The following is a 24086-nucleotide window of genomic DNA, read 5'->3' as shown; positions in this document are numbered from 1 at the left end:
AAAAGAGTTTGTGATAAAATTACACTGTTAGGAGGCCGAAGATGAAAAAGAATCCTCGTTTAAAGTGGTCCTTTTTATTATTCTGTTTACTGTTAATTCAATTAACGGCCATTTTTTTACTGCCCTTTACTGTTTTGACAGCGGCAATTGTTATAATAATCGATCTGTTACTATGGATTTATACCATTGCCTTACGTAATCGGATTGAATTAACCAATCAACAAAAAATCCAGTACGCTTCAAGCAAAGCACAAGAAGCAATGGATTATGTTTCTGTTGATATGCCCGTAGGAATCATTGCTTGGGATGAGTCGCAAAACTTTACTTGGATGAATCCTGCAATCACGGAAAAGGTGCAGCATTTGTCACAAGCAGATCAACAAGATATGGTAAATGAATTATTGCAGCGAGCGGAAAAAGGTAAAAGTATTTATAAAATAGATGATATTCTCTATCATTTTGAGTTAGATAAGGAAAAACGGGTCGTCTATTTAATTGATATTACGAAGGAATATGCACTAGAAAACAAAGAGAAGCAGCAACAAGCGGTTGTTGGAATCCTGTCAGTCGATAATTATGATGATGTGATTGATCGTCGAGATGATAAAGAAATTTCAAATTTGAATTCATTTATTACAACGATCATTTCTGATTGGATGGATTCCTATCGAATTTTCTACAAACGCGTAAATGCCGAGCGCTTTTTCATTTTTGCACGGTATGATGATTTAGAAAAAATGATCGAAAATAATTTTGATTTATTGGAACATATTCGAGTGTCTGCCGAAAAGCAAGATATGTTGATTACTGTCAGCATGGGAATCAGCTATGGAACAGAGTCGCTGGAAGTAATCGGTGACGAGGCTCAGAATAATTTAGATATCGCTTTGGTTCGCGGCGGCGATCAAGTGGTGGTAAAAAATGCTGCGGAAGACCAAAAGCCAGTCTTTTATGGAGGCAATTCAGCCAGTGCCGCAAAACGGACAAGAGTACGCTCACGAGCGATGTCAACGGCCTTGAAAAACGTATTTAATCAAACGGGCAATGTTTTTGTGATGGGACATCGTTTTCCGGATATGGACGCGATTGGTTCAGCGTTTGGGGTGGCTTGTCTCGCTCGTTACCATGATAAAAAAGTACGTATCGTGATTAACGAAGAGGAAACCATTCCGGATGTGGAACGCTGTTTAGAAGAGATTCATGGAAATGGTGAACTAGAAGAACTATTGATCGCTCCGGATGCTGCTAAAAGATCGCGAAAACCAGGTGATCTGTTAGTAATGGTGGACTATCATCGACCGTCTTTATCGATTGACCAAGATTTGTATGAACAGTTTGAGAATATCGTGATTATTGATCATCATCGTAGAGGAGAAGAGTTTCCTGGAAATTCTTTGCTGACCTATATTGAATCATCGGCTTCTTCAGCTTCTGAACTAGTGACGGAACTGATTCAGTTTGAAAGTAATGAAGGACAGCGGATGAGTAAGATGGAGGCCACTTTGCTACTTGCTGGGATCACCGTCGATACGAAGAATTTCGCCGTCCGAACGACTGCTCGAACATTTGATGTCGCTAGTTATTTAAAGACTTGTGGAGCGGATGCTTCTTTAGTACAATATTTATTGAGTACCGATATTCAATCCTATTTAGAAATTAGTAAGCTAGTGGGTGAAAGTGAATATGTAAGAGACGATATCGTGGTCGCTACAGGTACAGATAGCCAAGAATATGACAGTGTCACCGCAGCGAAAACGGCGGATACCCTTTTATCGATGGCGGACATCAACGCAGCGTTTGTTATCATTAAGCGAACGGATGGAGTCATCGCTATCAGTGCACGGAGCTCTGGGACGATTAATGTCCAAGTAGTGATGGAAATGTTAGGCGGCGGCGGTCATTTTACCAATGCGGCGACACAGTTATCCGATAGTACGATCGCTCAGGCAAAAGAGCAACTGCTAGAGGCTATTAATAAGCAATTAACGGAGGGGACAGAAGAATGAAAGTAATTTTTTTGCAAGACGTTAAAGGTAAAGGGAAAAAGGGCGATATCAAAGAAGTCCCAACAGGCTATGCACAAAATTATTTATTGAAAAATAACTTGGCGAAGGAAGCAAATAAAAGCAGTATTTCTGAGTTAAGTGGACAGAAGAAAGCTCAAGATAAAAAAGCAGCTGAAGTCTTAGCCGAAGCCAAAGAGCTAGCTGACTTTTTAGCAAAAGAAACAACCGTCGTTGAAATCAAAGCCAAAGGTGGCGAAGACGGCCGTTTATTCGGTTCGATCCCGTCAAAACAAATTGCTGAAGGCTTGAAGAAACAATTTGATTTGAAACTAGATAAACGCAAAATCGAATTGGAAAATCCAATCCGCACGTTAGGCTATACGAAAGTCCCTGTCAAACTTCATCCAGAAGTTGAAGGAATCATTAAGGTCCACGTGGTGGAAGAATAATCCATTAGCTGAGTAAATACTAAAGAGTATGAGTATTCCTGAATTTCAGAGAATCCCTCATACTCTTTGTTGTATTTAGGCGTTAGATTCTGTAAAATAGATGGACGTAGAGGAGCGTAAACAAACATGAGCGAAATGTTACAAGATCGTGTGCCACCCCAAAGCATTGAAGCCGAACAAGCGACTTTAGGCTCTATTTTTTTGGAGACTGATGCTTTGATTACGGCCATGGAGTACATAGTTCCAGAAGATTTTTATCGCCGCGGCCATCAGCTGATTTTTCGCGGAATGATTCAGTTAAATGACCGCAATGAAGCCATTGATGTGATCACGGTCAAAGAATTATTGGAACAACAGAATCAATTAGAAGATGCCGGCGGATTAAGTTACCTATCCGAATTGGCTTTAAGTGTTCCCACCGCGGCTAATGTCGGTTACTACGCGAAGATCGTGGAAGAGAAGTCACTGTTACGAAATCTGATTCAAACAGCTACCAACATCGTAACAGAAGGTTTCGAGCAAGGAGACGACGTTCAGACGATCTTAGACACTGCTGAGCGTAATATTATGGAAGTCTCCGAAAGACGCAATAAGAGCGGTTTTTTGACCATCAGTGAGGTCTTGAATACGGCGATCGAAAATATCGATCAATTAGCCCGCAACGATGAGGAAATCACCGGGTTGCCGACCGGTTATGCGGCACTTGATAAAATGACCGCAGGACTGCAATCGGAAGAATTGATCATCCTAGCAGCTCGTCCAGCCGTAGGTAAGACGGCGTTTGCGTTAAATATTGCGCAAAATGTTGGGACTAAAACCGATAAATCCGTGGCGATCTTCAGTTTGGAAATGGGAGCGGAATCCCTTGTTAACCGGATGCTTTGCGCGGAAGGATCGATTGAGGCGAGTCATTTGCGAACCGGTCAACTTTCAGAAGAAGAATGGCAAAACTTGATCGTTGCGATGGGGAGCTTGTCGCGAGCCAATATTTTTATTGATGACACACCGGGGATCAAGATTTCTGAGATTCGGGCAAAATGTCATAAACTAGCGAAAGAAAAGGGCAATCTAGGATTGATCCTGATCGACTATCTGCAACTAATTGAAGGAACTGGTCGCGAAAATCGACAACAAGAGGTTTCGGAGATTTCACGACAGTTAAAAAAATTAGCAAAAGAATTAAAAGTACCGATCATTGCATTGTCACAGCTTTCTCGTGGCGTAGAGCAACGTCAGGACAAACGTCCGGTTCTAAGTGACATCCGGGAATCAGGGTCAATTGAACAAGATGCTGACATCGTAGCCTTTTTATATCGTGATGATTATTACGAGCGGGAAGGTGAAGAAGAGGAAGATTCAGTTGCTAATCGGAATGTCATCGAAGTGATCATTGAGAAAAACCGGAGCGGTGCACGAGGAACGGTAGAATTACTCTTTATTAAGGAATACAATAAATTCTCGTCACTGTCACCAAGAGCAGAATTTTAATGTTAGTCTTTTGTTATAAATGAAAAGCATTCTCCGCTAGTAAAAACTGGCGGAGTTTTTTTATCTTTACAGGAGTATAAGGGGTTAGCCTGATTGCTCAGCTGACTCCTAATTAGGGAATCATTTTTCCAAAAACAAAAAATGATTCTGATTGTCGTTACGCCTACCTTTTTTCTAATCTCAATAAAGCGAGCAGAAAAACTGGCAAAAAGCTGAGCGAGCTCGTGTAGGCTTTCTCTTGTCTTGAGTTAGCGGGAATTTTTCTTGCTTTTAAAAATAATGTTCGTGATTTAGCCGTTTTTTAGAATCATTCAATTCTAATATTCGAATTTTCATTGAAAGATTGCGCTATTCTTGTTACAATGGTTCAGGATTAAATAAAATAAAATGAGGTGTTCAGATGTCATCTGTAGTAGTTGTAGGGACGCAGTGGGGCGATGAAGGAAAAGGAAAGATCACGGATTTTTTAAGTGAGAATGCGGAAGTCATTGCTCGTTACCAAGGTGGAGACAATGCAGGTCATACAATCAAATTTGACAATGAAACATATAAATTACACTTGATTCCGTCTGGGATTTTCTATGCGGATAAAACCAGTGTCATTGGAAACGGTGTAGTCGTCAATCCAAAATCATTAGTGACAGAATTAGCTTATTTACATGAACGCGGGATCAAAACAGATAATTTACGCATTTCTGACCGTGCCCATGTTATTTTGCCTTATCATATTAAATTGGATCAATTACAAGAAGATGCCAAAGGCGAGAACAAGATCGGTACGACCATCAAAGGGATCGGACCGGCTTATATGGATAAAGCGGCCCGCGTCGGTATTCGGATCGCGGACTTGCTAGACAGAGAAATTTTTGAAGAGCGTTTGAAGATCAACTTAGAGGAAAAGAATCGTCAATTCGTCAAGATGTTTGATGATGAAGCGATGAACTTCGATGATATCTTTGAAGAATATTATGACTACGGTCAACAGATCAAGCAATATGTGACGGATACTTCCGTCATCTTGAATGATGCACTGGACCAAGGCAAACGTGTCCTTTTTGAAGGGGCGCAGGGAGTTATGCTGGATATCGATCAAGGAACGTATCCTTTCGTGACATCTTCTAACCCGGTAGCCGGTGGAGTAACGATCGGTAGCGGCGTTGGACCAGCGAAGATCAATAAAGTGGTAGGCGTATGTAAAGCCTATACCTCACGAGTCGGTGATGGACCGTTCCCAACAGAATTAAATGACGAAGTTGGAAATCAAATTCGTGAAGTTGGTCGTGAATATGGAACGACGACTGGGCGTCCACGTCGGGTTGGCTGGTTTGATACGGTCGTGATGCGTCACTCTAAACGCGTTTCAGGGATCACGAACCTATCGTTGAATTCGATTGATGTCTTAAGCGGACTTGAAACTGTTAAAATTTGTACCGCTTATGAATTAGATGGTGAATTGATCTATCATTACCCAGCGAGCTTGAAGGAATTGAATCGCTGCAAACCAGTTTATGAAGAATTACCTGGCTGGAGTGAAGATATCACTGGTTGTCGTACGTTAGCGGACTTGCCGGAAAACGCTCGGAACTATGTGCGTCGGGTTTCTGAACTGGTTGGTGTTCGGATCTCAACCTTCTCAGTAGGGCCAGATCGGACACAAACGAATATTCTTGAGAGTGTCTGGGCACAAATCTAACATATTGTGAGACAAGCAACCGAATATCTAGTAAAATAGATTTACTATTATAAGCGGGTATTTGGAGGATTTTAAAAATGTATCAGATTCTGACGGATTCATGTTGTGACCTGCCATATACATTATTAGAAGAAATCAAGGTTGATTTTATTTCGATGTATGTGGAAGTTAATGGGACAGAGATGGCCGATGATTTAGGTCGTAATTTTAAGATTGACGAGTTCTATCAAAAGATCAAAGATGGCGCGATGCCGACGACTTCACAAGTCAATGTAGGGCGCTATGTTGAATTTTTCCGTAGCTACGCGGAGAAGAATATTCCTGTTTTATATATTTGCTTCTCGTCTGGTTTAAGCGGCTCTTACCAAAGCGCGATGCAGGCAGTCGAAATATTGAAAGAGGATTTACCTGAGGCGGAAGTCTTGGTAGTGGATTCTTTGGCAGCCAGCGGCGGCGAAGGACTAATGGTCTATGAAGCGGCTCAAAAACAACAAGCAGGCATGTCGCTGCAAGAGTTGTATGAATGGCTGGAAGAGAATAAATTGACGTATCATCATTGGGTGACTGTGGATGATTTGCATCATTTACAACGAGGCGGGCGTATTTCTAAAACCAGCGCTGCGATTGGTGGTTTAATGAATATTAAGCCGATCATCACCGTTGATGTGGAAGGCAAGCTGCAAAATGTCGAAAAAATCCGAGGCCGCAAAAAGGCGTTGCAATTAGTCGCTGATAAAATCAGTGAAGCAACGACGGATCCAGCGAACCAAACGATTTTTATTACGACTAGTGCCGACCAAGTTGGGGCAGAAGAGGTTAAACGTCATCTAGAAGAGAGTATCCAACCAAAAGAGGTTCGGATCTTTCCGTTAGGGACCACGATTTCTAGTCACACTGGACTTGGTTGTATTGCCGTCTTTACTCGTGGTGAAAAACGCAACTAATAATAAAAAAACGAAGAAATCCCATTTAGCGGATTTCTTCGTTTTTTTTATTGATGTCGTTTGTGCTGAATTCACGGATCAATTCAATTAATTGTGCACGAATAGTAGAATCTAAAATTTGTTCTCGTTGAACCAGTGAGATCATAAAAGTAGGCTGTGGGCTATCGGTGATAGGGATCGTCACTAACTTATCCTCAGGCGAGATTGCCAGCTCCGCTAAAAAGCCAATTCCGATTTGTTCCCTGATCATGCCTTTTAAAATATTTAAATTACTATTTTGATAAATAATTTGTGGTTCAAAATGTGCCTGCTGGGCCATTTTTTTAAAGGCGGTAGGGTGGACATAGTGTTCATTCAGCAACACAAAGGGTTCATCTTTAAGTTCAGCAAAGGCGACTTCTTTGCGGGCTGCCAAAGGGTGCTGCGGGCTGACCACAATCATAAATTTCTTCTCGACTAGCAGTTCACTGGTTAATTCATCATCACGAATTGGCTGAGTAGAGCCTAAAAGGGCCAAATCGATCTTACCGCGGCGTAAAAGACCGTAGAGATCACGTGAACCGCCATCGACTAAATGGATGTGGCTCATCAAATTATTTTTAAAAAGGTAGGAGGACAATTTTGGAAAATAGAAATTACCAATGATCGGTGGCAGACCAAAATCCAAGGTTTCTTCCTTCAAGCGATCAATTTCGGTAACGGCGATCGTCAATTCTTTCAAGATATTTGAAATATGGCGAGAAAGAACTAAACCAGATTGAGTAATAATCAATTGTTTATGAGATTGGTCACGATAAACGAGTTCAGTTCCCAGCTCATCTTCCAGCCGTTTCACGGCGTAGGTAATCGTGGGCTGACTTACTTGAAAGGCTTTCGCGACTTTCGTAAAATTTTTCTCGCGAACTAAGCGTTGGAAGTATTCTAAGTCTTTAAAATTCATAATAATCTCCTTTTGTGAAATCAGATTATCATATAAATAAAATTTATTACAATCATTTGTTTTGACTATAGTCGGCAAAGGCGCGTATTCTCCTAAGTGTAATCAATAAGGAGGAAGACAAAATGAGAGGAATCGAAATTTTAAACAATCCATTTTTAAATAAAGGTACTGCGTTCACGAAAGAAGAACGGGAACAATACGGGTTAACCGGCATGTTACCAGCAAAAGTTCAAACACTCGAACAACAAGCCGTCCAAACCTACGGTCAATATTTAAGTAAGACGACGGATTTAGAAAAACGTCTCTTCTTGATGGAAATCTTTAACACCAACCGTACACTGTTTTACAAATTAATGGGCCAACACGTCGTTGAATTTATGCCGATCGTTTATGATCCAACAGTGGCTGATTCAATCGAACAATACAATGAATTATTCGTTGAACCACAAGATGCGGCTTTTCTTTCTGTTGATGATCCTGAAAGTATCAAAGACAGCTTGAAAAATGCAGCCGCAGGTCGTGATATTCGCTTAATCGTTGTAACTGATGCGGAAGGAATTTTAGGCATCGGCGATTGGGGCGTGAACGGTGTCGATATCGCCATCGGTAAATTGATGGTTTACACGGCTGCTGCCGGAATCAATCCCGCCCAAGTATTACCGGTATCTATCGACGCAGGAACAAACAATCAAGAATTATTGAATGATCCATTGTATCTAGGTAATCAACATGAGCGTGTCTACGGAGACAAATATTATGCCATGATTGATCAATTCGTCGAAGCAGTAGAAGATTTATTTCCTGAAGTGTTACTACACTGGGAAGACTTCGGCCGTTCAAATGCTGCAAATATTTTAGAAAAATACCAAGATAGAATCACAACGTTTAATGATGATATTCAAGGGACTGGGATCGTTGTTTTAGCCGGTGTTCTAGGCGCATTGAATATTTCCCAAGAAGATTTGACGAAACAAACAGTCATGACCTTTGGTGCCGGAACAGCCGGTGTCGGAATCGCTAATCAATTATTGGATGAAATGAAACGTCAAGGCTTATCAGAAGCAGAAGCGCGGAAACATTTCTACATGGTGGACAAACAAGGGGTCTTGTTTGAAGACACAGAAGAATTGACACCTGGCCAAAAAGATTTTGTCCGTCAACGCAGTGAGTTTTCAAATGCAGATGAATTAACGAATCTAGCTGCCGCAGTCAAAGCGATCCACCCAACGATCATTATTGGGACTTCCACTCAACCAGGCGCCTTTACTGAAGAAATTGTGAAAGAGTTAGCGGCAAATACAGAACGTCCAATTATTTTCCCATTGTCTAACCCAACAAAATTGGCTGAAGCAACAGCGGAAGACCTAATCAAATGGACAGACGGCAAAGCGTTGATCGGAACGGGGATTCCAGCGGCTGACGTAGAATACAAAGGTGTGACTTATCAAATTGGTCAAGCCAATAATGCCTTGATGTATCCAGGCCTAGGTTTAGGGATCATTGCTTCAACGGCTACTCGTGTAACAGGCGAAACCTTGTCACAAGCCAGTCATGCGCTAGGCGGAATCGTTGATACAAGCAAACCAGGAGCCGCTGTCTTGCCACCTGTATCAAAACTAACCGAATTCTCTCAAACAATCGCTGAAGTCGTAGCAAAAAGCGTTGTGGATCAAAAATTAAATAAAGAAGAAATCAAAGACATCAAGCAAGCGGTAGAAGAGATGAAATGGTATCCAGAATACCAAGTGCTTGATGCTGAATAATTGAATAAATAGGGGGAAAAAAAGATGATTTTCTTTCAATCGATCCAAAGTGTCCTAAGTATCATCATTATGATTGCTTTAGGCTACATCTTAAAAGGTCAAGGTTGGTTTGATGAAAGTTTTGGTAAAAGTATTTCGTCATTAATTACACGTGTCGCTTTGCCAGCTTCCATCTTTGTCTCAGTTTTAAAGAATTTAACGAAGGAAAGCTTGTTCCAACTTTCGGGTAGTTTGATCTACCCGGTTGGAGCGGTGATTATTTCTTATATTTTGGCATATGCTTTAGTCAAAATTTTGAAGATCCAACCAGGACGTCGCGGGATTTTCATGAATGCAGTCGTGAACGCCAATACGATCTTCATCGGTTTGCCTTTGAATATCGCCTTATTCGGTGAAAAATCACTGCCTTATTTCTTGGTTTATTATGTGACTAACACCGTTTCAACTTGGGCTTTTGGGGTCTTCTTGATCTCAAATGATGACCCAACGAAAGTGAAAGGCGAAAATAAAGCGAAGTTAAACTGGAAAAAATTATTGCCACCACCATTATTAGGATTCATCGTTGCGATCCTCTTCTTATTGATCGGGATTCCTGTCCCAGGATTTATTAATGCGACTTTAGGCTATGTTGGTAGTATCGTTACGCCGCTGTCCTTGCTTTACATTGGGATCGTCTTACATGATGCCGGATTGAAGAGTATTCGTTTCGATCGCGATACGGTCGTTGCTTTATTGGGTCGGTTCGTCTTAGCACCTGCTGTTTTGATTGCCTTGATTACAATCGGTAGTAAAACCTTCGGCGCAGACTTGGCTCCTTTATTGAAACAAACCTTAATTGTTCAATCAGCAACACCAATGTTGGCCGTCTTACCAATCTTAGCCAACGAAGCTCATGGTGATGTTAAGTACGCAACGAACTTGGTAACGACAAGTACGATTCTATTCGTGGTCGTTGTGCCAATCTTGATGCAGCTTGTACAATTTATTTAATCGCTTCCCCCACTCTTTATTGAGTGTTGCAATACTAAAAACCCTTGCGAAAAATTTTTCGCAAGGGTTTTTGCTTTACGCTAATTGCTTCATTTGTTTTTGAACTTCTGGATTCTCCAAGAATTCATCATAAGTTGTTTCTGCACGATCTACCACGCCATTTTCTGAAACGGCGATGATGCGATTGGCGATGGTTTGAATGAATTGATGGTCATGAGAGGCAAATAAAAGCGAACCTTTATAAGCGATCAAGCCATCATTTAATGCGGAGATCGATTCTAAGTCTAAGTGATTGGTTGGATCATCCAGCACTAAGACGTTTGATTTAGACAGCATCAATTTCGATAGCATACAACGAACTTTTTCGCCACCAGATAAGACATTGACGGGTTTCATGACTTCGTCACCTGAGAATAGCATCCGTCCTAAGAAGCTACGCAAGAAGGTGTTGTCGTCTTCTTCTTTGCTAGCATATTGACGCAGCCAATCAAGAATCGGCATGGAGCTGTCAAATTCTTTCGTCGTATCTTTTGGCAAATAGGCTTGAGTGGTGGTGACGCCCCAACGAATACTACCGCTGTCTGGCTGTAAATCGCCCATAATAACTTTAAACAAGGTTGTGGTGATCAAGTCATTTTCAGCAACGAAGGCGACTTTATCGTCACGGTTCAAGGTGAAGGAGATATTGTCTAAGATTTTTTTGCCATCGATCGTTACGCTGACATTGTCAACTTGCAGTAAATCATTACCGATTTCTCGTTCCGGTTTAAATTGAACGAAGGGATAACGGCGAGAAGAAGGCTGGATGTCATCAAGGGTGATTTTATCCAACATTTTCTTTCTTGAAGTCGCTTGTTTGGATTTGGACGCGTTGGCACTAAAACGCGCGATAAAGTCTTGCAGTTCTTTGATTTGCTCTTCTTTTTTCGCGTTTTGTTGTGATTGTAATTTGGTTGCTAACTGGCTTGATTCTAACCAAAAGTCATAGTTACCAACGTACAATTTGATTTTACCGAAGTCTAGGTCAGCCATGTGGGTACACACTTTGTTTAAGAAGTGGCGGTCATGGGAAACGACGATGACGGTATTATCAAAATTGATTAAGAATTCTTCTAGCCAATTGATTGATTGGATGTCTAATCCATTAGTTGGTTCGTCTAGTAATAGGACATCAGGCTTGCCGAAAAGTGATTGCGCTAAAAGCACTTTGATTTTTTGTCCGGCCGTCAATTCACTCATTTTTTGTTGATGCAGATCTTCAGGGATGTTTAATCCTTGCAGTAAAACGGCTGCTTCCGGTTCCGCTTCCCAGCCATCTAGTTCGGCGAATTCGCCTTCTAATTCAGCTGCGCGAATGCCGTCTTCATCAGAAAAATCTTCCTTCATATAGACAGCGTCTTTTTCCTGCATCACTTGGTACAAGCGTTCGTGCCCCATAATAACCGTTTCAAGTACGGTATATTCTTCAAAGTCAAAATGATTTTGTTTTAAAACAGCCATCCGCTCATTTGGTCCTAAGGTAATAGAACCGGTGGAAGGCTGGATATCACCTGCTAAAATTTTAAGGAAGGTCGATTTACCGGCGCCGTTAGCACCGATCAACCCGTAACAATTGCCGGGAGTGAATTTAATATTTACGTCATCAAATAATTTACGATCAGGGAATTGTAAACTAACGTCACTTACTGTAATCAATGAATTTCCTCGCTTTATCAGTATTGGCCCAAGGCCTCTTTGCATTATATCGGGGAACATCTGAAGTTTCAAGTCAACCGTTAAGAATTTACTTGCGATTTAAAATAAGCTAAACTTAAGTCTCGAAGGGATGTGTCAGTATGATCGGGATAATTATCGCGACCCACGACCATTTAGCGGATAGTCTGTTAAAGACGGCGGAAGCCATTTTGGGTGAGCAAAGCTGTGTCGAAACAATAAATATCGAGCCGGGGGCTACCGGACTCCAAGAAAAAATAACGGATTTGGCCAATGATGTATTGACGAAGACAGACGAGCTTGTTTGGCTCGTGGACATTTTTGGTGGAACGCCTTTTCGCTATGCCAGTTATTGTGTGATGAACGATGATCGGCAAGCGTTAGTAACAGGGGCGAATTTGCCGATGGTGCTGCAAGCATTGGTGAATCGTGAGTTAACAGCTGACGAGCTGACGGAACAGTTGGAAAAAGAAACCAAAATGACTATCAGAAGAATGTAAAAAAAGTTGTGCCATTGGCACAACTTTTTTTTAACTCTTGAAAGAAAGTATAAATTTTTCACAGGAATAAAACGATTTACAGCAGGTCTAGCCATGTCCGGCTTCGCGAAAGCCTTTCTTATGAATCAGCGTAGCTTGTCACGCTCTTTGATTATTTCAAGAGTTCACGCAAGGTTGGCATATCGTGGACTTGATATTTTTCTTTGAAGGCCTTGATTTGTTCGGCTGAGAATTTTTCAGGCTCTAATTCCAACGCTTCGACTGGTAAAGGCCGTTCGTCTTTGATCTTGATATCGATCACGACTGGACGTTTGCTTTCCTTCGCTGCGGTAAACGCAGGTTCAAGTTGGCTGTATTCAGTGATGGTAAACCCATCAGCTCCCAGGGCTTCACCAACTTTACCGAAGTCCGCACCTTCTAGGAAAACGCCGAATTTTTGTTGTTCGGTATCTTCTTGTTCCGCTTCGATGAAACCAAAAGCATTGTTAGAAAAGACCACGTTGATGATTGGTAAATTGTATTTTACTTGGGTGATGATATCTTGCATTTGCATAGCAAAGCCACCGTCACCACTGAAGGTAAAGACTTGTTTGTCTGGATAAGTCAATTGCGCAGCAATCCCGCCTGGTACGCCATTACCCATGGTTGCGAACCAACCTGAAGTGGTAAATTGTTGTTCGCCATTCATTTCTAAATGACGGATTGAATTGACCGTTACATTACCGACATCACTAACGTAGACAGCATCTTTTTCGGCGATGCGATTGATTTCTTTAAAGACTGGTTCTGCTCTTAACGGAGTAGAGTCATCGTTATAGAAGCTCTTGCGCCAAGCGTGCCAGTTGCGAATGTTTTCTTGGTTGGCTTTCAACCAAGCATCTGCTGGACGTGCTTCACCAAGTTCCACCCAACGACGTAATGCAGTCGCTCCGTCACCTAAAACAGATTGGTCAACATTGTGGCGACGACCAAATTTTGTCGCATCGATATCAACTTGAATGAATTTTGCTTCCGGATTAAAGAAGTAACGACCAAATGGGAAGTCACTGCCGACAAAGACAATCAAATCCGCGTCAGCTAACGCTTCATTGGCTGGCTTGGTTGCGACACGGGCGGCAAATCCTAAGAAATTTTCATAGAGATCAGGAATGATCCCTTTGGCAAGTACGGCTGCTGCAACGGGCATTGAGAAATGCTCAGCGAACGCTTTCACCGCATCAAAACCACCACGGACACCTTGACCAACGTAAAGCACCGGTTTTTTCGCTGCTTCAATTAAAGGAAGCGCGGCTTTAAGATCTTCTTCATCAGGCATAATAACGCCGGTTTTATGATTTTTCGCGGTTGCGATCTCGACTTCTTCAATCTCTTCAAAACCGAGGTCAACGGGAATCGTTACGACTGCAACACCTTTTTGTTGATACGCCGCTTTAATAGCTTCATCAATGACATGAGGCAGACTTTCGGGAGTCATAACGGTCCGATTGTAGACACTGACATCCGCGAACATTGGATTTTCGTTTAATTCTTGGAAAGAGTTGTAGTTCATGGCAGTTGTAGCAACTTGACCTAATAACGCCAAAACAGGAACGTTGTCCATTTGCGCGTCATAAAGTCCGTTGATTAAGTGACTGGCACCAGGACCAGCAGAACCGAAGACGGCACCGACTTTACCAGTTAGTTTTGCATCTGCTGCTGCGGCTAAAGCACCGGCTTCTTCGTGGCGTACTTGAATATATTTTACGGATTCGCGTTCGTGATATAGCGCATCCATTGTTGAATTGAATGAGCCACCGGGAATTCCATAAATATGATCGATTCCCCAAGCTTCAAAAACATTCACCATTGCAACGCCTGCATTAATTTTTGACATCTTCTTCACTCACTTTCTTTTTGTAAGCTTCCTACCTTGAAAGTATACCGCGTCTAAAAAAAACCGGCAAAGAAAGTGTCTTTTGAAAGTATACGGGCATGCCTAAAACATGATATTATTATGACAAATATTAAAATTAGCGATAACTACTGACACAATTCTTTGGATCTGCGTTACTTTTACGAAGTCAGTTACATAAATAAAAATTTTATGGGAGGTTTCTATGACGGAATGGCTACTAAGCCTGGCTGCCTGGCAGCAAGCTTTAGTTGGAACAATATTTACTTGGGGGATGACTGCCTTAGGTGCGGCAATGGTTTTCTTCTTCAAAAATATCAATCGCAATGTATTGAATCTCATGTTAGGCTTTGCTTCGGGGGTCATGATCGCCGCCAGTTTTTGGTCCTTATTAGATCCAGCGATCGCTGCGGCGGAAGAAAATGGTTCGATTCCGTGGCTAGTTGTCAGTATCGGTTTTGGCTTAGGCGGCGTGTTTCTTTATATCGCCGACAAGCTGATTCCCCATATGCACTTTGGCCCAAATAAAGAACGGGAAGGCTTACCCAGTCATTTAAAACGGACAATTTTATTAGTCTTTTCCATCACACTACATAATATACCTGAAGGGTTAGCGGTAGGGGTCGCTTTCGGTGCAGCTAGTGAAGCTGCCAATCCCACTGTTGCAGTCTTAGCAGCAATCTCTGTCTCACTGGGAATCGGTATCCAAAACTTTCCAGAAGGTGCGGCCGTTTCGATCCCCCTAAGACAAGAGGGATTGAGTCGGACAAAATCCTTCGTGTATGGTCAAGCATCGGGAATCGTTGAGCCTATTGCGGCCGTTATCGGAGCTTTGCTGGTTACAAGTGTTCAGCCGATCTTGCCTTATGCACTGTCGTTTGCTGCAGGAGCGATGATCTATGTCGTCGTGGAAGAATTAATTCCAGAGGCTCAGGCGACGACAGACAGCAAGCATCATTTTGGCGTTTTTGGCGCGATGTTGGGTTTTATTATTATGATGATTTTAGACGTGGCACTAGGGTAGTGAAAAAATAAAAAGAGGGCTTTTCGTTGCTGGAAAAGTCCTCTTTTTTTGGATCAAATTTTATTAGTAGGTTCTGCGATCCCGACGTTTGGTCAACCAGTTGACTAGGAAATACGCGATCGCCAACGGAATCGCGATTCTAAAGAATAAACCGATCAAGCTGGAAATAACTGGAACAACAATACTCAAAATCAAACTAGCAACTAGGAAAAAGCCGATAACAGCTAAAATACGCACAACCATAGGATATTCTTTCATCATTTTTAATTCCTTCTTTCCATTTGTTTTATCATAAACCTAGTGTAGCAAAAAAAATTTTGACTTTCGTCCAACTTAAGACGTATTTATGGCTAAACTTTTGCTGGTTGTATTCTTTCAATTAATGAGAGCTAGCTGATAACTAGCTGGATATGATGGCGTTATTCTTGATATTTTGGTCGATTTTTTGTTTAATAGAAACGATAACGAAAAACTTATTTTTTGTTAGTAATAAATGCAGCGAGTTAGGGGTTAGAAAAAATGCCAAAATCACGAATTGAAGCTTTTACCGATGCAGTCATTGCAATTATTATGACGCTGCTAGTGTTAGAATTACATGAACCGAATTCACCTAATTGGTCCGCTTTCTTGAATATGGAGCATAAATTCATCGTTTATTTGATTAGTTTTGTTAGTCTGGCGATTTATTGGAACAATCATCATCATCTTTTTCAGTTGGTGCGAAAGGTCGATGGTTGGGTACTGTGGGCGAATAATTTTTTGATTTTAATGATGACGTTGTTTCCTTATGTGACCGCTTGGGTCGGGGATTATCCATTTGATTGGGCACCTCAAGCGTTGTATGGAATGATTACTTTGGGAACGGATATCGCCTATTATTTATTAGTGCGGGCGCTGGTACGAGCGAATGGTGAAGATTCAAAGATCGGCCAGTTGTTCAAGCATTATCCTAAATCGTATTTATCGATTGGATTAGCCCTCTTAGCGTTAATTTTAGGAAAATTGATCGCGCCGATCATGGTCTTGATCGTGAATGTACTGATCCTATTAATGTGGTTCATCCCAGAAAAAGCTATCGAAAAAATCCTGTAGTCTGCACAAGTTGCAGACTTTTTTTGCGAGTTTTTCTTCCTGCTTTGCCAGTTTTTCTAATTATGCTTTAGCATAATTAGAAAAATGGTATGTCATCGAAAACGAAAGATAAATTCTGAAAGTAATTTATCTACTTTTAACGAGTGATGACCAGCAGGTTAGAAAAATCGTATGCGAAATGAGAATGGAATCAATTTTTTGTTTTGAAAAAATTGACTCCCTGGAGTGAATTAGTGTCAGTTATGCTTTTTGCAGGACTTGTAGTTTGAGAACTAAAATTGATGATTTTACTATTAAGAGTAGGGCTGTTTAGCATGATGGTATGCCGACGAAGATGGGAATCAATTTTCTCAAAAATTGATTCTTCTTTTTAAACGGAGTCGGCTGCGAGTTTTTCTTTAGGCTTTAACTGAATTTGCTGTCCGTTATGTTTTCCTTTAGACCTGCCACTAAAAAAGCTACATTAACGTTTAATTGTGTGATAGAGTTTAAGCAAAGGTTTTTGATGGAGGGTATTTATGTTAGAAGCAATCATTTTTGATATGGACGGCGTGTTAGTTGATTCAGAGTACACTTATTTCCAAAGTAAATCAGCGATTTTAGCTGAAGCGGGGCATCCAGTAGAGGAGAGCTACCATTTTCAATTTATGGGCACTACTAGCGAATATATGTGGGCGCAAATGAAGCAGGCGTTCGATTTGCCGTTGTCGGTACCAGAATATGTGGCTGAAATGACCGCTCGGCGTAGGGCAATGATTGAGCGTGATGGCGTTCGGGTGATTCCTCATGTCCAAAGTTTTGTCAAAAGACTGCATGAGTCTGGCTTAAAGCTAGCAGTAGCTTCTTCGTCTTCATTAGCGGAGATTAAGGAGAATTTGCTAGAAATCGGTTTAGCGGATTATTTTTCAGAAGTGGTCAGTACCGAGGAGGTCAAACACTCAAAACCAGCTCCTGATGTTTATTTAGCAGCGGCGGAGCGAATCGGGGTTGATCCTAAAAACTGTCTGGGAATCGAAGATACAAAAAACGGTACAGGCGCGGTGCGCAATGCGGGAATGGTCTGTGTGGGCTTCGCCAATCCAGCGTTTCCTAAACAAGATTTAGCTTTTGCGGATGTTGTTGTAACGTCATTTGTTGATTTGGATCAGCCAAAATTAAACGAAATTTATCAGAAGGTGCGTGAAATAGATGCCTAAAGCAGCGATTACGAGTAAAGCCTTTTTAATTGAAGGGGGCTGTAATGCCTGCGGATTGCAAAATACGGAGTCTTTGACAATTCATTTCGAAGATCGTCGGTCTGCGATGTTAGATCATTTTGATGTTCCCTCGCTTGTTCAAGTATTGGCTCAGAAAAATGGTTGGCGAGAGACCGCTATTCCAGTTGGGATCGGGGAAGAAGAGCTTGTTTTGCAAAAAGGAACCGCTGTGGTCAAACCGCAATATTTAGGGGATCAAATGATTTATCAAGCGGAGACTCAGCGAATTCAAACAAAGCAGCGATTTGAAGATGACGAAGAATTGTTTGACCAAGTCAATCAGATTTTAGTTCAGCTTTTTAAAATAGAACCTTATGAAATTAAACTAGCAGCAGAGTAAATCCTAGAAAATCTAGGATTTTTTTATTTTATTTTCATTTTGAGGAGTCACTTCTTTGTTATGATTAAGGAATAAACGAACGGGGAGAAACAATGAAACGAAGACTATTGATCGGACTGGGAATGTTTTTTTTGACAGGCTGTTCCGGAGTAAAAGAGCCAGACGTAATCACCGTGACTTCCAATGATCCGGCGGAGGTTCGCAAAATAATTGCAGAGGATCAAGCAGAATCGACTAAAGACGATTACTTAAATCACACCTATATGGAAGAAAATCCGGTCAAGTTTGATCCTCAGCAGGATTTAGCCACTTTATTGTTGAGTTATTCTTGGAATAATGAGTCTTACATTTTTACCTTTAAACCAGATTCAAAAATTAGAACCACTATGTTTCGTGGCTCAAAAGAGCAGCGTTGGGATACAGAAAACTTTGCCAACTATCAAGTTATTGATGATACGACAGTCAAATACCACATCAATGGAAATTTCAGAGCAAATGTGATGAATGACTATACTCTTACAGTCAAACGCTCGGCTGAGGGTCTTCAGCTAGAGGATGCAACAGTCAATCCGCCATATCGAATGGAGCTGAGTCCGGTTAAAAGGTTGGATTAAAAAAATAACTTATCAGACTACCCTGAGGCATTCATTTGCTTTTGGGTAGTTTTTTAAATTTAGAAATTAGTGTATTTTTTTTTTTTGAAGTTAAAAAAAAGATGCTATTAATTATTTTTAAAAAGCGCTTTATACTCATCTTGTATCAATGAGGAGGAAAACAGATATGACAGATTGGTTAGGTATAGAAGACAAAAAAGTAATTGTTACTGGGGGATCATCTGGAATAGGTGCCAGTATTGTGGACGAATTATTAGCGGTAGGTGCGCAAGTCGCTAATTTTGATATCAAAGACGGCGAGAGAACCCATGAAAATCTATATTTTTTCCAAACAGATATTTCTTCACGAAAACAGGTAGAGGCAAATGTTGCGGCGGTCAATGAATTATTCGGAACAGTTGATGGTTTAGTTAACAATGCGGGAATCAATGTTCCAAGATTATTAGTGGATGAGCAAATGCCACATGGAAAGTTTGAATTATCGGATGGGGTTTTTGACAAAATTTTTGAAATTAATCAAAAAGGACTCTTTCTAATGACCCAAGCGGTTGCTAGAATAATGGTGAAAAACAAACGCGGAGTAATTATCAATATGTCTTCTGAAAGTGGTGTCGAGGGTTCGGAAGGGCAAAGCCCATACGCAGCGACCAAGGCAGCAGTGAATAGCTATACACGCTCTTGGGCGAAGGAGCTAGGCAAACATGGGGTTCGTGTTGTAGGTATCGCACCTGGAATCATGGAAGAGACAGGTCTACGGACGATCGAATATGAAACAGCCCTAGCGTATACTCGAAACATTACGATTGATGAATTACGTAAAAACTACAGTAAAACAACTACGATTCCATTGGGAAGGAGCGGAAAGCTAAAGGAAGTCGCTGATTTGGTATGCTATTATTTATCTGATCGTGCAAGCTATATAACAGGAGTAACGACAAATGTTGCAGGTGGTAAAACAAGAGGTTAATTGAAAGCGGGTGGTAATAAGATGGCATTAGTCAATCGTTGGTACCAAGTATTGCAACATTTTATTACGCATGATCGCCTAAGTTTAGAAGACTTGAAACAAGTCACCGACACTAGCACCCAAACGGTGAAAAAGACGATTCAATTATTGAATGAACAACTGGAACATGTATTGAAAATTGTTGATATAGGAGGTTTTTATCAATTAAAAGTGATTGATCCCACACAGTTTGATGAAGTGATGGATGGAAGTTTGAAGCAACAGATGGACTTTAATTCTAGTTCTAAACGGATGGCGGTTCTCATCAACTGCTTTATTAATCAGACGGAGCATATCATGATCGATGATCTCTCTGAACTGTTGGATGTCAGCCGTTCTACAGTGAACAAGGATCTAAGAAATTTAAAGCATGTATTGGCAGCTTTTGAGATTGCGTTGATTGGCACGCCGAATAAGGGATTGATCATTCATGGAAAAGAGGAAAATCTAAGGCTTGTATACCTTTATCATGCCTACGACTATTTAGAGAATCAACCGTTATTTGAAAGTAGTCTTGCCCTGATTCAAAAAATTTGCTTAGCGAAAAAATTGGATTTTAGAACTGCCGGCTTGCTAAAGAAAGTGATTGTTCTAACATTGGACCGGATACGTCAAGGAGCGTTGTTGCTTGAACGAATTCCTTTTTATGTCAACTATTTTTCGGAGGATCCGCTATTAGAGGAGCTGCGAATTGCCTTAGAGGAAGACTACAGTGTGACCCTTAGTCAAGCGGAATTTGATTTCCTTTGTTTTCCTTTAAATATTTTCAATAACAATATGGTGGCAGAAAACAAAGGTGACCATGAAGTCGTTCAGAAAATGTTTAAGCTGATGATGCGAAAGATCCACGAAGCCGTAATTATCACAGTCGATGAATCGGAATTATTTAATAATTTACATGCGCATTTTATGTTCCTGATTAATCGAATTCTGTTTCATGTGAAGACTTATGATATTTTTGGTTCGGATTTTAAAAACAAACATGCTTTTTCATATGAGTTAGCGGATATTGGTATCCAGGCGCTGGCAGATTTCTTAGGAAAACCAAAACCTGCTACTGAGGTTTCTTATTTGGCAATTTATTTTGAATTGGCACTAAAGGTCGAAAAAAGTGATTCGACAAAAGAAATTGCGGTCGTTTGCAACACCGGAAAAGGAACTGCTTTAATGATTAAACGACAGCTTGCCAATGTATTGGGGCCAAATGTCCAAATAGCCCACTACTCAGAGGATGAATACCGAACGAAGGACTTGGATCGGTATTTTGCAATTTTTACTACGATCCCTTTAAAAGAGACGGAGGTACCGACGACCCTTATCAAGCTGACGGATCTGTTCAATGATCATTGGCTGTTGAGTGAGTGGAAGCGAATAATAGCCTCTAAAGCCGCATCTTTTGATACGATCCACCTTACCTTTGAACGACTAGATGCGGAAAAGTCTTATGAGGAGAATCTGTCTCAAATGTTGATGCAATTACAACAAAAGTCCTTAGCCAATGATGCATTCAAAAATTATATTTTGAGAAAAGCTCAAGAGGAATCGGCCGTGATTGAAAACGGCATCGCTTTTCCTCATGGCATCAATACGCAAAGTGATCAAATCATCGCCACAATCGGCTCCTACCAGCAACAGACCTCCATCGAAGAGATTGAGCTAGTCTTTTTAGTGGCTATACCTGCTGAATTAACATTGGAAACGGAAGACGAATTATTAAGTTTTTATGATACGATTTTTACTATTTCCTCAAACCCTCGTTTAAGAGAACAAGTAAAGGTTATTGCTTCAAAAGAAGACTATACACGATTGTTGATGGAAGGAGAGGTTTAAAGGTGAACATTCTATTTTTAGGAATCATTGCAATTGCCGCTTATATTATCCAAACATGTTTAGGATTAAAACAAATTAAAAATTTCAGTATGGTCTATGCTCGCTTACGAAAAAAAGGCAAGGTGGCGATTGGCCGTCGACCTGGAAAGCTGACGTCAGGAACAATTTTGATGTTTTCAGTTAATCAAATGGGTCTAATCGATGAAGCGGAAATGATGCAGGGGATTACGATCCTAGCTCGTTTTAAGCCGAAAAAACAATTTGTCGGTTTGAATATCCGTGAGTTAAATGAACAGCATCCGGTGTTTGAGAAGGAGAACAGATTGACAAGACAGGCTGCTTTGAATGCGAAAAAAATCTATTTAGAAGTGGAAAAAGGCAATTATCAAGATACGAAGCCTGTATCGCCAGTGATGAATGTTGGGCTTCACCTCTCAATGCTTAAACAATCGATTCAAACAAAATTTTCTAAAGGAAGTGTTTAAAAATGGAATTTCTTATTAAATTTGCGGAAGGCTTTATGGGGCTTTTCCAAACAGGTGCAGAAACATTTATCAGCTGGATGACGGGGATCGTTCCTGTCGTATTACTTTTAATGGTGGCGATGAATACGTTAATTGCCTTCTTGGGTGAAGATCGAGTGACGAAGGTTGCGAAGGCGTCTTCAAAAAATCCATTGACTCGTTATTTGGTTTTGCCGTTCATTTCAGCTTTCATGTTAGGAAATCCGATGTCATTTACGATGGGCCGCTTTATTCCTGAATACTACAAACCAAGCTATTATGCTTCTTTGGCTCAGTTTTGTCATACAAGTAACGGTGTATTTCCTCATATCAATCCAGGGGAGTTGTTTGTTTGGATGGGGATTGCTCAAGGAATTACCGCATTGGGGTTGAACTCGATGGAGCTGGCAATTCGTTACATGTTAGTGGGATTAGTGATGAACTTTATTGGCGGTTGGATCACCGATTTTACCACCGCATTTGTCTGCAAGCAGCAAGGGGTAGAATTGAGCAAAACAGTCAAAATGGTAGACTAATTCGAAAATTTGGAGGGCGAAAAAATGACCTATAAAAGTATCAAAGTTGTAAAAGGGAATGGTGGATTCGGTGGACCGTTAATCATCACACCGACCGAGGAAAAACATAAATTTATTTATGTGACGGGTGGTGGAGAAAAGCCGGCAATCGTTGATAAGATCGCTGAATTGACAGGTATGGAGCCGGTCAATGGCTTCAAAACCTCTATCCCTGATAATGAAATCGCTTTAGCGATCATTGATTGTGGCGGTACATTACGTTGCGGTATCTATCCGAAAAAAAATATTCCGACAATTAATATTGTTCCCACCGGAAAAAGTGGTCCTTTGGCGCAATATATTACCGAAGAAATCTATGTTTCGGCTGTTGGCGCGGACCAAATCACCTTAGCAGATGAGAATGAAACTACTTTCAGTGCAACGGCTGCACCGACGGAAGAAAAGAAGTACAAATATTCTACAGATAAAAAAATTACCGAGCAACGTGCCGAACAGCAAAGTTTTATCGCTAAGATCGGTATGGGCGCAGGGAAAGTTGTAGCGACCTTCAATCAGTCAGCTCGTGAAGGTGTCCAAACCATGATCAATACCGTGATTCCATTTATGGCCTTTGTATCCTTACTGATTGGGATCATCCAAGGCTCTGGAATCGGAACAGTTTTCGCCAACATGATGAAACCTCTTGCTGGTAATATTGTTGGTTTAGTGATCATCGGCTTTATCTGTTCCTTGCCATTCTTGTCGCCATTGTTGGGGCCTGGCGCGGTTATCAGTCAAATCTTAGGGACCTTAATCGGTGTGGAAATCGGTAAAGGAAACATTCCTCCGCAACTTGCCTTGCCGGCATTGTTTGCTATCAATACTCAAAATGCGGCGGACTTTATCCCGGTTGGATTAGGACTAGAGGAAGCGGAAGCTGAAACCGTAGAGGTTGGCGTTCCGTCTGTATTGTATTCACGGTTCTTGAATGGTGTTCCACGCGTGATTGTAGCATGGTTGGCAAGTTTCGGGATGTATAGTTAAAATAGAAAGAAATGCAGTCGTTGGGAGAGATGAAAATGATTTATGAGACACAAGTGACTAAAATTGGACCCGAAGCGGAGATGTTTCAGGCAGAAGGAATGTTGATTTTCTTTGGAGATGAAGCGCCGGATACATTAGCAGATTACTGTTACAATATCGACTTGATTCCGTCGACTGGGGAAATCCTTCCAGGGATGAATTTTTTCTTTGACGATCAAGTTTTTGAGATTATGGCGGTGGGAGATGTCGTTAAGAAAAACCTTGATGATTTAGGGCATATTACGTTGCGCTTTGATGGTTCGACATTAGCAGAACTGCCAGGGACACTCTATGTAGAAGAAAAGACAATGCCAACAATCCAAATTGGAACGAGGATTGGCATTCAATAAATGATAGCCTTCTTTGAAACGTTTGATCCTTTCAATCAGATTTTATCTTAGCTTTTAAGTGGAGTGCTATGAAAGAAAACTATCAGCAGTGTAAGA

At 41.0% G+C, this 24086-nt stretch carries 23 protein-coding genes; 19 read left to right on the top strand and 4 right to left on the bottom strand.

Annotated features, from left to right (window positions below):
- Window positions 1-41: 41 nt before the first annotated feature.
- The 5 genes from RV00_RS13420 to RV00_RS13400 all read left to right on the top strand — a co-directional run bounded on the left by RV00_RS13420 (window position 42) and on the right by RV00_RS13400 (window position 6580).
- A complete protein-coding gene (locus RV00_RS13420) occupies window positions 42-2006 on the top strand; it encodes a DHH family phosphoesterase (RefSeq protein WP_071863070.1) in 1965 nt (654 codons plus the stop codon).
- Window positions 2003-2455: a 50S ribosomal protein L9 gene (rplI, locus tag RV00_RS13415; protein ID WP_071863069.1), complete on the top strand. Its 453-nt coding sequence runs from the start codon at window positions 2003-2005 to the stop codon at window positions 2453-2455. The genes RV00_RS13420 and rplI overlap by 4 nt, the downstream gene beginning before the upstream one ends.
- 126 nt (window positions 2456-2581) lie before the next feature.
- A complete protein-coding gene (gene dnaB, locus RV00_RS13410; protein ID WP_071863068.1) occupies window positions 2582-3943 on the top strand; it encodes a replicative DNA helicase in 1362 nt (453 codons plus the stop codon).
- A 400-nt stretch (window positions 3944-4343) separates the two neighbouring features.
- Complete coding sequence (locus RV00_RS13405) at window positions 4344-5636, top strand: adenylosuccinate synthase (protein ID WP_071863067.1); 1293 nt, start codon at window positions 4344-4346, stop codon at window positions 5634-5636.
- A gap of 77 nt (window positions 5637-5713) precedes the next feature.
- A complete protein-coding gene (locus RV00_RS13400; RefSeq protein ID WP_071863066.1) occupies window positions 5714-6580 on the top strand; it encodes a DegV family protein in 867 nt (288 codons plus the stop codon).
- A 25-nt stretch (window positions 6581-6605) separates the two neighbouring features.
- Here RV00_RS13400 and RV00_RS13395 read toward each other — a convergent pair whose 3' ends face one another.
- Complete coding sequence (locus RV00_RS13395) at window positions 6606-7520, bottom strand: LysR family transcriptional regulator (protein ID WP_071863065.1); 915 nt, start codon at window positions 7518-7520, stop codon at window positions 6606-6608.
- A gap of 122 nt (window positions 7521-7642) precedes the next feature.
- Between RV00_RS13395 and RV00_RS13390 the strand changes: the two genes are divergently transcribed.
- A complete protein-coding gene (locus tag RV00_RS13390; RefSeq protein ID WP_071863064.1) occupies window positions 7643-9283 on the top strand; it encodes a malolactic enzyme in 1641 nt (546 codons plus the stop codon).
- A gap of 24 nt (window positions 9284-9307) precedes the next feature.
- A complete protein-coding gene (locus tag RV00_RS13385; RefSeq protein ID WP_071863063.1) occupies window positions 9308-10273 on the top strand; it encodes an AEC family transporter in 966 nt (321 codons plus the stop codon).
- 75 nt (window positions 10274-10348) lie between these two features.
- Here RV00_RS13385 and RV00_RS13380 read toward each other — a convergent pair whose 3' ends face one another.
- Entirely contained in the window at window positions 10349-11968 is a 1620-nt protein-coding gene (locus RV00_RS13380; protein ID WP_071863062.1) for an ABC-F family ATP-binding cassette domain-containing protein, read from the bottom strand.
- A 140-nt stretch (window positions 11969-12108) separates the two neighbouring features.
- Between RV00_RS13380 and RV00_RS13375 the strand changes: the two genes are divergently transcribed.
- Window positions 12109-12486: a PTS sugar transporter subunit IIA gene (locus tag RV00_RS13375; protein ID WP_071863061.1), complete on the top strand. Its 378-nt coding sequence runs from the start codon at window positions 12109-12111 to the stop codon at window positions 12484-12486.
- A gap of 151 nt (window positions 12487-12637) precedes the next feature.
- Here the strand turns inward: RV00_RS13375 and spxB are convergent, their stop codons facing one another.
- Window positions 12638-14359 carry a pyruvate oxidase gene (gene spxB, locus RV00_RS13370; RefSeq protein ID WP_071863060.1) on the bottom strand — a complete coding sequence of 574 codons (1722 nt, stop codon included), beginning with the start codon at window positions 14357-14359 and terminating at the stop codon, window positions 12638-12640.
- A 223-nt stretch (window positions 14360-14582) separates the two neighbouring features.
- Between spxB and RV00_RS13365 the strand changes: the two genes are divergently transcribed.
- Entirely contained in the window at window positions 14583-15401 is an 819-nt protein-coding gene (locus RV00_RS13365; RefSeq protein WP_071863059.1) for a ZIP family metal transporter, read from the top strand.
- Window positions 15402-15464: 63 nt separating this feature from the next.
- Here RV00_RS13365 and RV00_RS13360 read toward each other — a convergent pair whose 3' ends face one another.
- On the bottom strand, window positions 15465-15662 hold the full coding sequence (locus RV00_RS13360; RefSeq protein ID WP_084133307.1) for a hypothetical protein: 198 nt from the start codon (window positions 15660-15662) through the stop codon (window positions 15465-15467).
- A gap of 258 nt (window positions 15663-15920) precedes the next feature.
- Between RV00_RS13360 and RV00_RS13355 the strand changes: the two genes are divergently transcribed.
- The 10 genes from RV00_RS13355 (at window position 15921) to RV00_RS13310 (ending at window position 23990) form a co-directional block, all read left to right on the top strand.
- Entirely contained in the window at window positions 15921-16493 is a 573-nt protein-coding gene (locus RV00_RS13355) for a TMEM175 family protein (protein WP_071863058.1), read from the top strand.
- 518 nt (window positions 16494-17011) lie between these two features.
- Entirely contained in the window at window positions 17012-17689 is a 678-nt protein-coding gene (locus RV00_RS13350; RefSeq protein ID WP_071863057.1) for an HAD family hydrolase, read from the top strand.
- Window positions 17682-18089: a DUF4809 family protein gene (locus RV00_RS13345; protein ID WP_071863056.1), complete on the top strand. Its 408-nt coding sequence runs from the start codon at window positions 17682-17684 to the stop codon at window positions 18087-18089. Before RV00_RS13350 ends, RV00_RS13345 begins: the two co-directional genes overlap by 8 nt.
- Before the next feature lie 92 nt (window positions 18090-18181).
- Window positions 18182-18703: a putative periplasmic lipoprotein gene (locus RV00_RS13340; protein WP_071863055.1), complete on the top strand. Its 522-nt coding sequence runs from the start codon at window positions 18182-18184 to the stop codon at window positions 18701-18703.
- Window positions 18704-18869: 166 nt separating this feature from the next.
- Entirely contained in the window at window positions 18870-19670 is an 801-nt protein-coding gene (locus RV00_RS13335) for an SDR family oxidoreductase (protein WP_071863054.1), read from the top strand.
- 21 nt (window positions 19671-19691) lie between these two features.
- Window positions 19692-21539: an HTH domain-containing protein gene (locus RV00_RS13330; RefSeq protein ID WP_071863102.1), complete on the top strand. Its 1848-nt coding sequence runs from the start codon at window positions 19692-19694 to the stop codon at window positions 21537-21539.
- 2 nt (window positions 21540-21541) lie between these two features.
- The gene (locus tag RV00_RS13325) at window positions 21542-22024 is read left to right on the top strand and encodes a transcriptional regulator GutM (RefSeq protein ID WP_071863053.1); all 483 of its coding nucleotides are present in this window, start codon (window positions 21542-21544) and stop codon (window positions 22022-22024) included.
- A gap of 2 nt (window positions 22025-22026) precedes the next feature.
- Entirely contained in the window at window positions 22027-22578 is a 552-nt protein-coding gene (srlA, locus tag RV00_RS13320) for a PTS glucitol/sorbitol transporter subunit IIC (protein ID WP_071863052.1), read from the top strand.
- A 24-nt stretch (window positions 22579-22602) separates the two neighbouring features.
- The gene (gene srlE / locus RV00_RS13315) at window positions 22603-23601 is read left to right on the top strand and encodes a PTS glucitol/sorbitol transporter subunit IIB (protein WP_071863051.1); all 999 of its coding nucleotides are present in this window, start codon (window positions 22603-22605) and stop codon (window positions 23599-23601) included.
- A 35-nt stretch (window positions 23602-23636) separates the two neighbouring features.
- Complete coding sequence (locus RV00_RS13310; RefSeq protein ID WP_071863050.1) at window positions 23637-23990, top strand: PTS glucitol/sorbitol transporter subunit IIA; 354 nt, start codon at window positions 23637-23639, stop codon at window positions 23988-23990.
- Window positions 23991-24086: the final 96 nt, after the last annotated feature.

The organism is Enterococcus devriesei, from assembly GCF_001885905.1.
GTDB lineage: Bacteria > Bacillota > Bacilli > Lactobacillales > Enterococcaceae > Enterococcus_A > Enterococcus_A devriesei.
Note: the sequence above shows the minus strand (reverse complement) of the source record. Positions and strands in the feature narration are given on the sequence as shown.

Coding starts and splice junctions, on each gene's coding strand:
- RV00_RS13360 (WP_084133307.1), bottom strand. CDS start 15,662: ATGATGAAAGAATATCCTATGGTTGTGCGTATTTTAGCTGTTATCGGC.
- RV00_RS13390 (WP_071863064.1), top strand. CDS start 7,643: ATGAGAGGAATCGAAATTTTAAACAATCCATTTTTAAATAAAGGTACT.
- RV00_RS13405 (WP_071863067.1), top strand. CDS start 4,344: ATGTCATCTGTAGTAGTTGTAGGGACGCAGTGGGGCGATGAAGGAAAA.
- RV00_RS13400 (WP_071863066.1), top strand. CDS start 5,714: ATGTATCAGATTCTGACGGATTCATGTTGTGACCTGCCATATACATTA.
- RV00_RS13335 (WP_071863054.1), top strand. CDS start 18,870: ATGACAGATTGGTTAGGTATAGAAGACAAAAAAGTAATTGTTACTGGG.
- srlE (WP_071863051.1), top strand. CDS start 22,603: ATGACCTATAAAAGTATCAAAGTTGTAAAAGGGAATGGTGGATTCGGT.
- RV00_RS13330 (WP_071863102.1), top strand. CDS start 19,692: ATGGCATTAGTCAATCGTTGGTACCAAGTATTGCAACATTTTATTACG.
- dnaB (WP_071863068.1), top strand. CDS start 2,582: ATGAGCGAAATGTTACAAGATCGTGTGCCACCCCAAAGCATTGAAGCC.
- RV00_RS13340 (WP_071863055.1), top strand. CDS start 18,182: ATGAAACGAAGACTATTGATCGGACTGGGAATGTTTTTTTTGACAGGC.
- RV00_RS13355 (WP_071863058.1), top strand. CDS start 15,921: ATGCCAAAATCACGAATTGAAGCTTTTACCGATGCAGTCATTGCAATT.
- spxB (WP_071863060.1), bottom strand. CDS start 14,359: ATGTCAAAAATTAATGCAGGCGTTGCAATGGTGAATGTTTTTGAAGCT.
- RV00_RS13365 (WP_071863059.1), top strand. CDS start 14,583: ATGACGGAATGGCTACTAAGCCTGGCTGCCTGGCAGCAAGCTTTAGTT.
- RV00_RS13385 (WP_071863063.1), top strand. CDS start 9,308: ATGATTTTCTTTCAATCGATCCAAAGTGTCCTAAGTATCATCATTATG.
- RV00_RS13310 (WP_071863050.1), top strand. CDS start 23,637: ATGATTTATGAGACACAAGTGACTAAAATTGGACCCGAAGCGGAGATG.
- RV00_RS13350 (WP_071863057.1), top strand. CDS start 17,012: ATGTTAGAAGCAATCATTTTTGATATGGACGGCGTGTTAGTTGATTCA.
- rplI (WP_071863069.1), top strand. CDS start 2,003: ATGAAAGTAATTTTTTTGCAAGACGTTAAAGGTAAAGGGAAAAAGGGC.
- RV00_RS13420 (WP_071863070.1), top strand. CDS start 42: ATGAAAAAGAATCCTCGTTTAAAGTGGTCCTTTTTATTATTCTGTTTA.
- RV00_RS13395 (WP_071863065.1), bottom strand. CDS start 7,520: ATGAATTTTAAAGACTTAGAATACTTCCAACGCTTAGTTCGCGAGAAA.
- RV00_RS13345 (WP_071863056.1), top strand. CDS start 17,682: ATGCCTAAAGCAGCGATTACGAGTAAAGCCTTTTTAATTGAAGGGGGC.
- srlA (WP_071863052.1), top strand. CDS start 22,027: ATGGAATTTCTTATTAAATTTGCGGAAGGCTTTATGGGGCTTTTCCAA.
- RV00_RS13375 (WP_071863061.1), top strand. CDS start 12,109: ATGATCGGGATAATTATCGCGACCCACGACCATTTAGCGGATAGTCTG.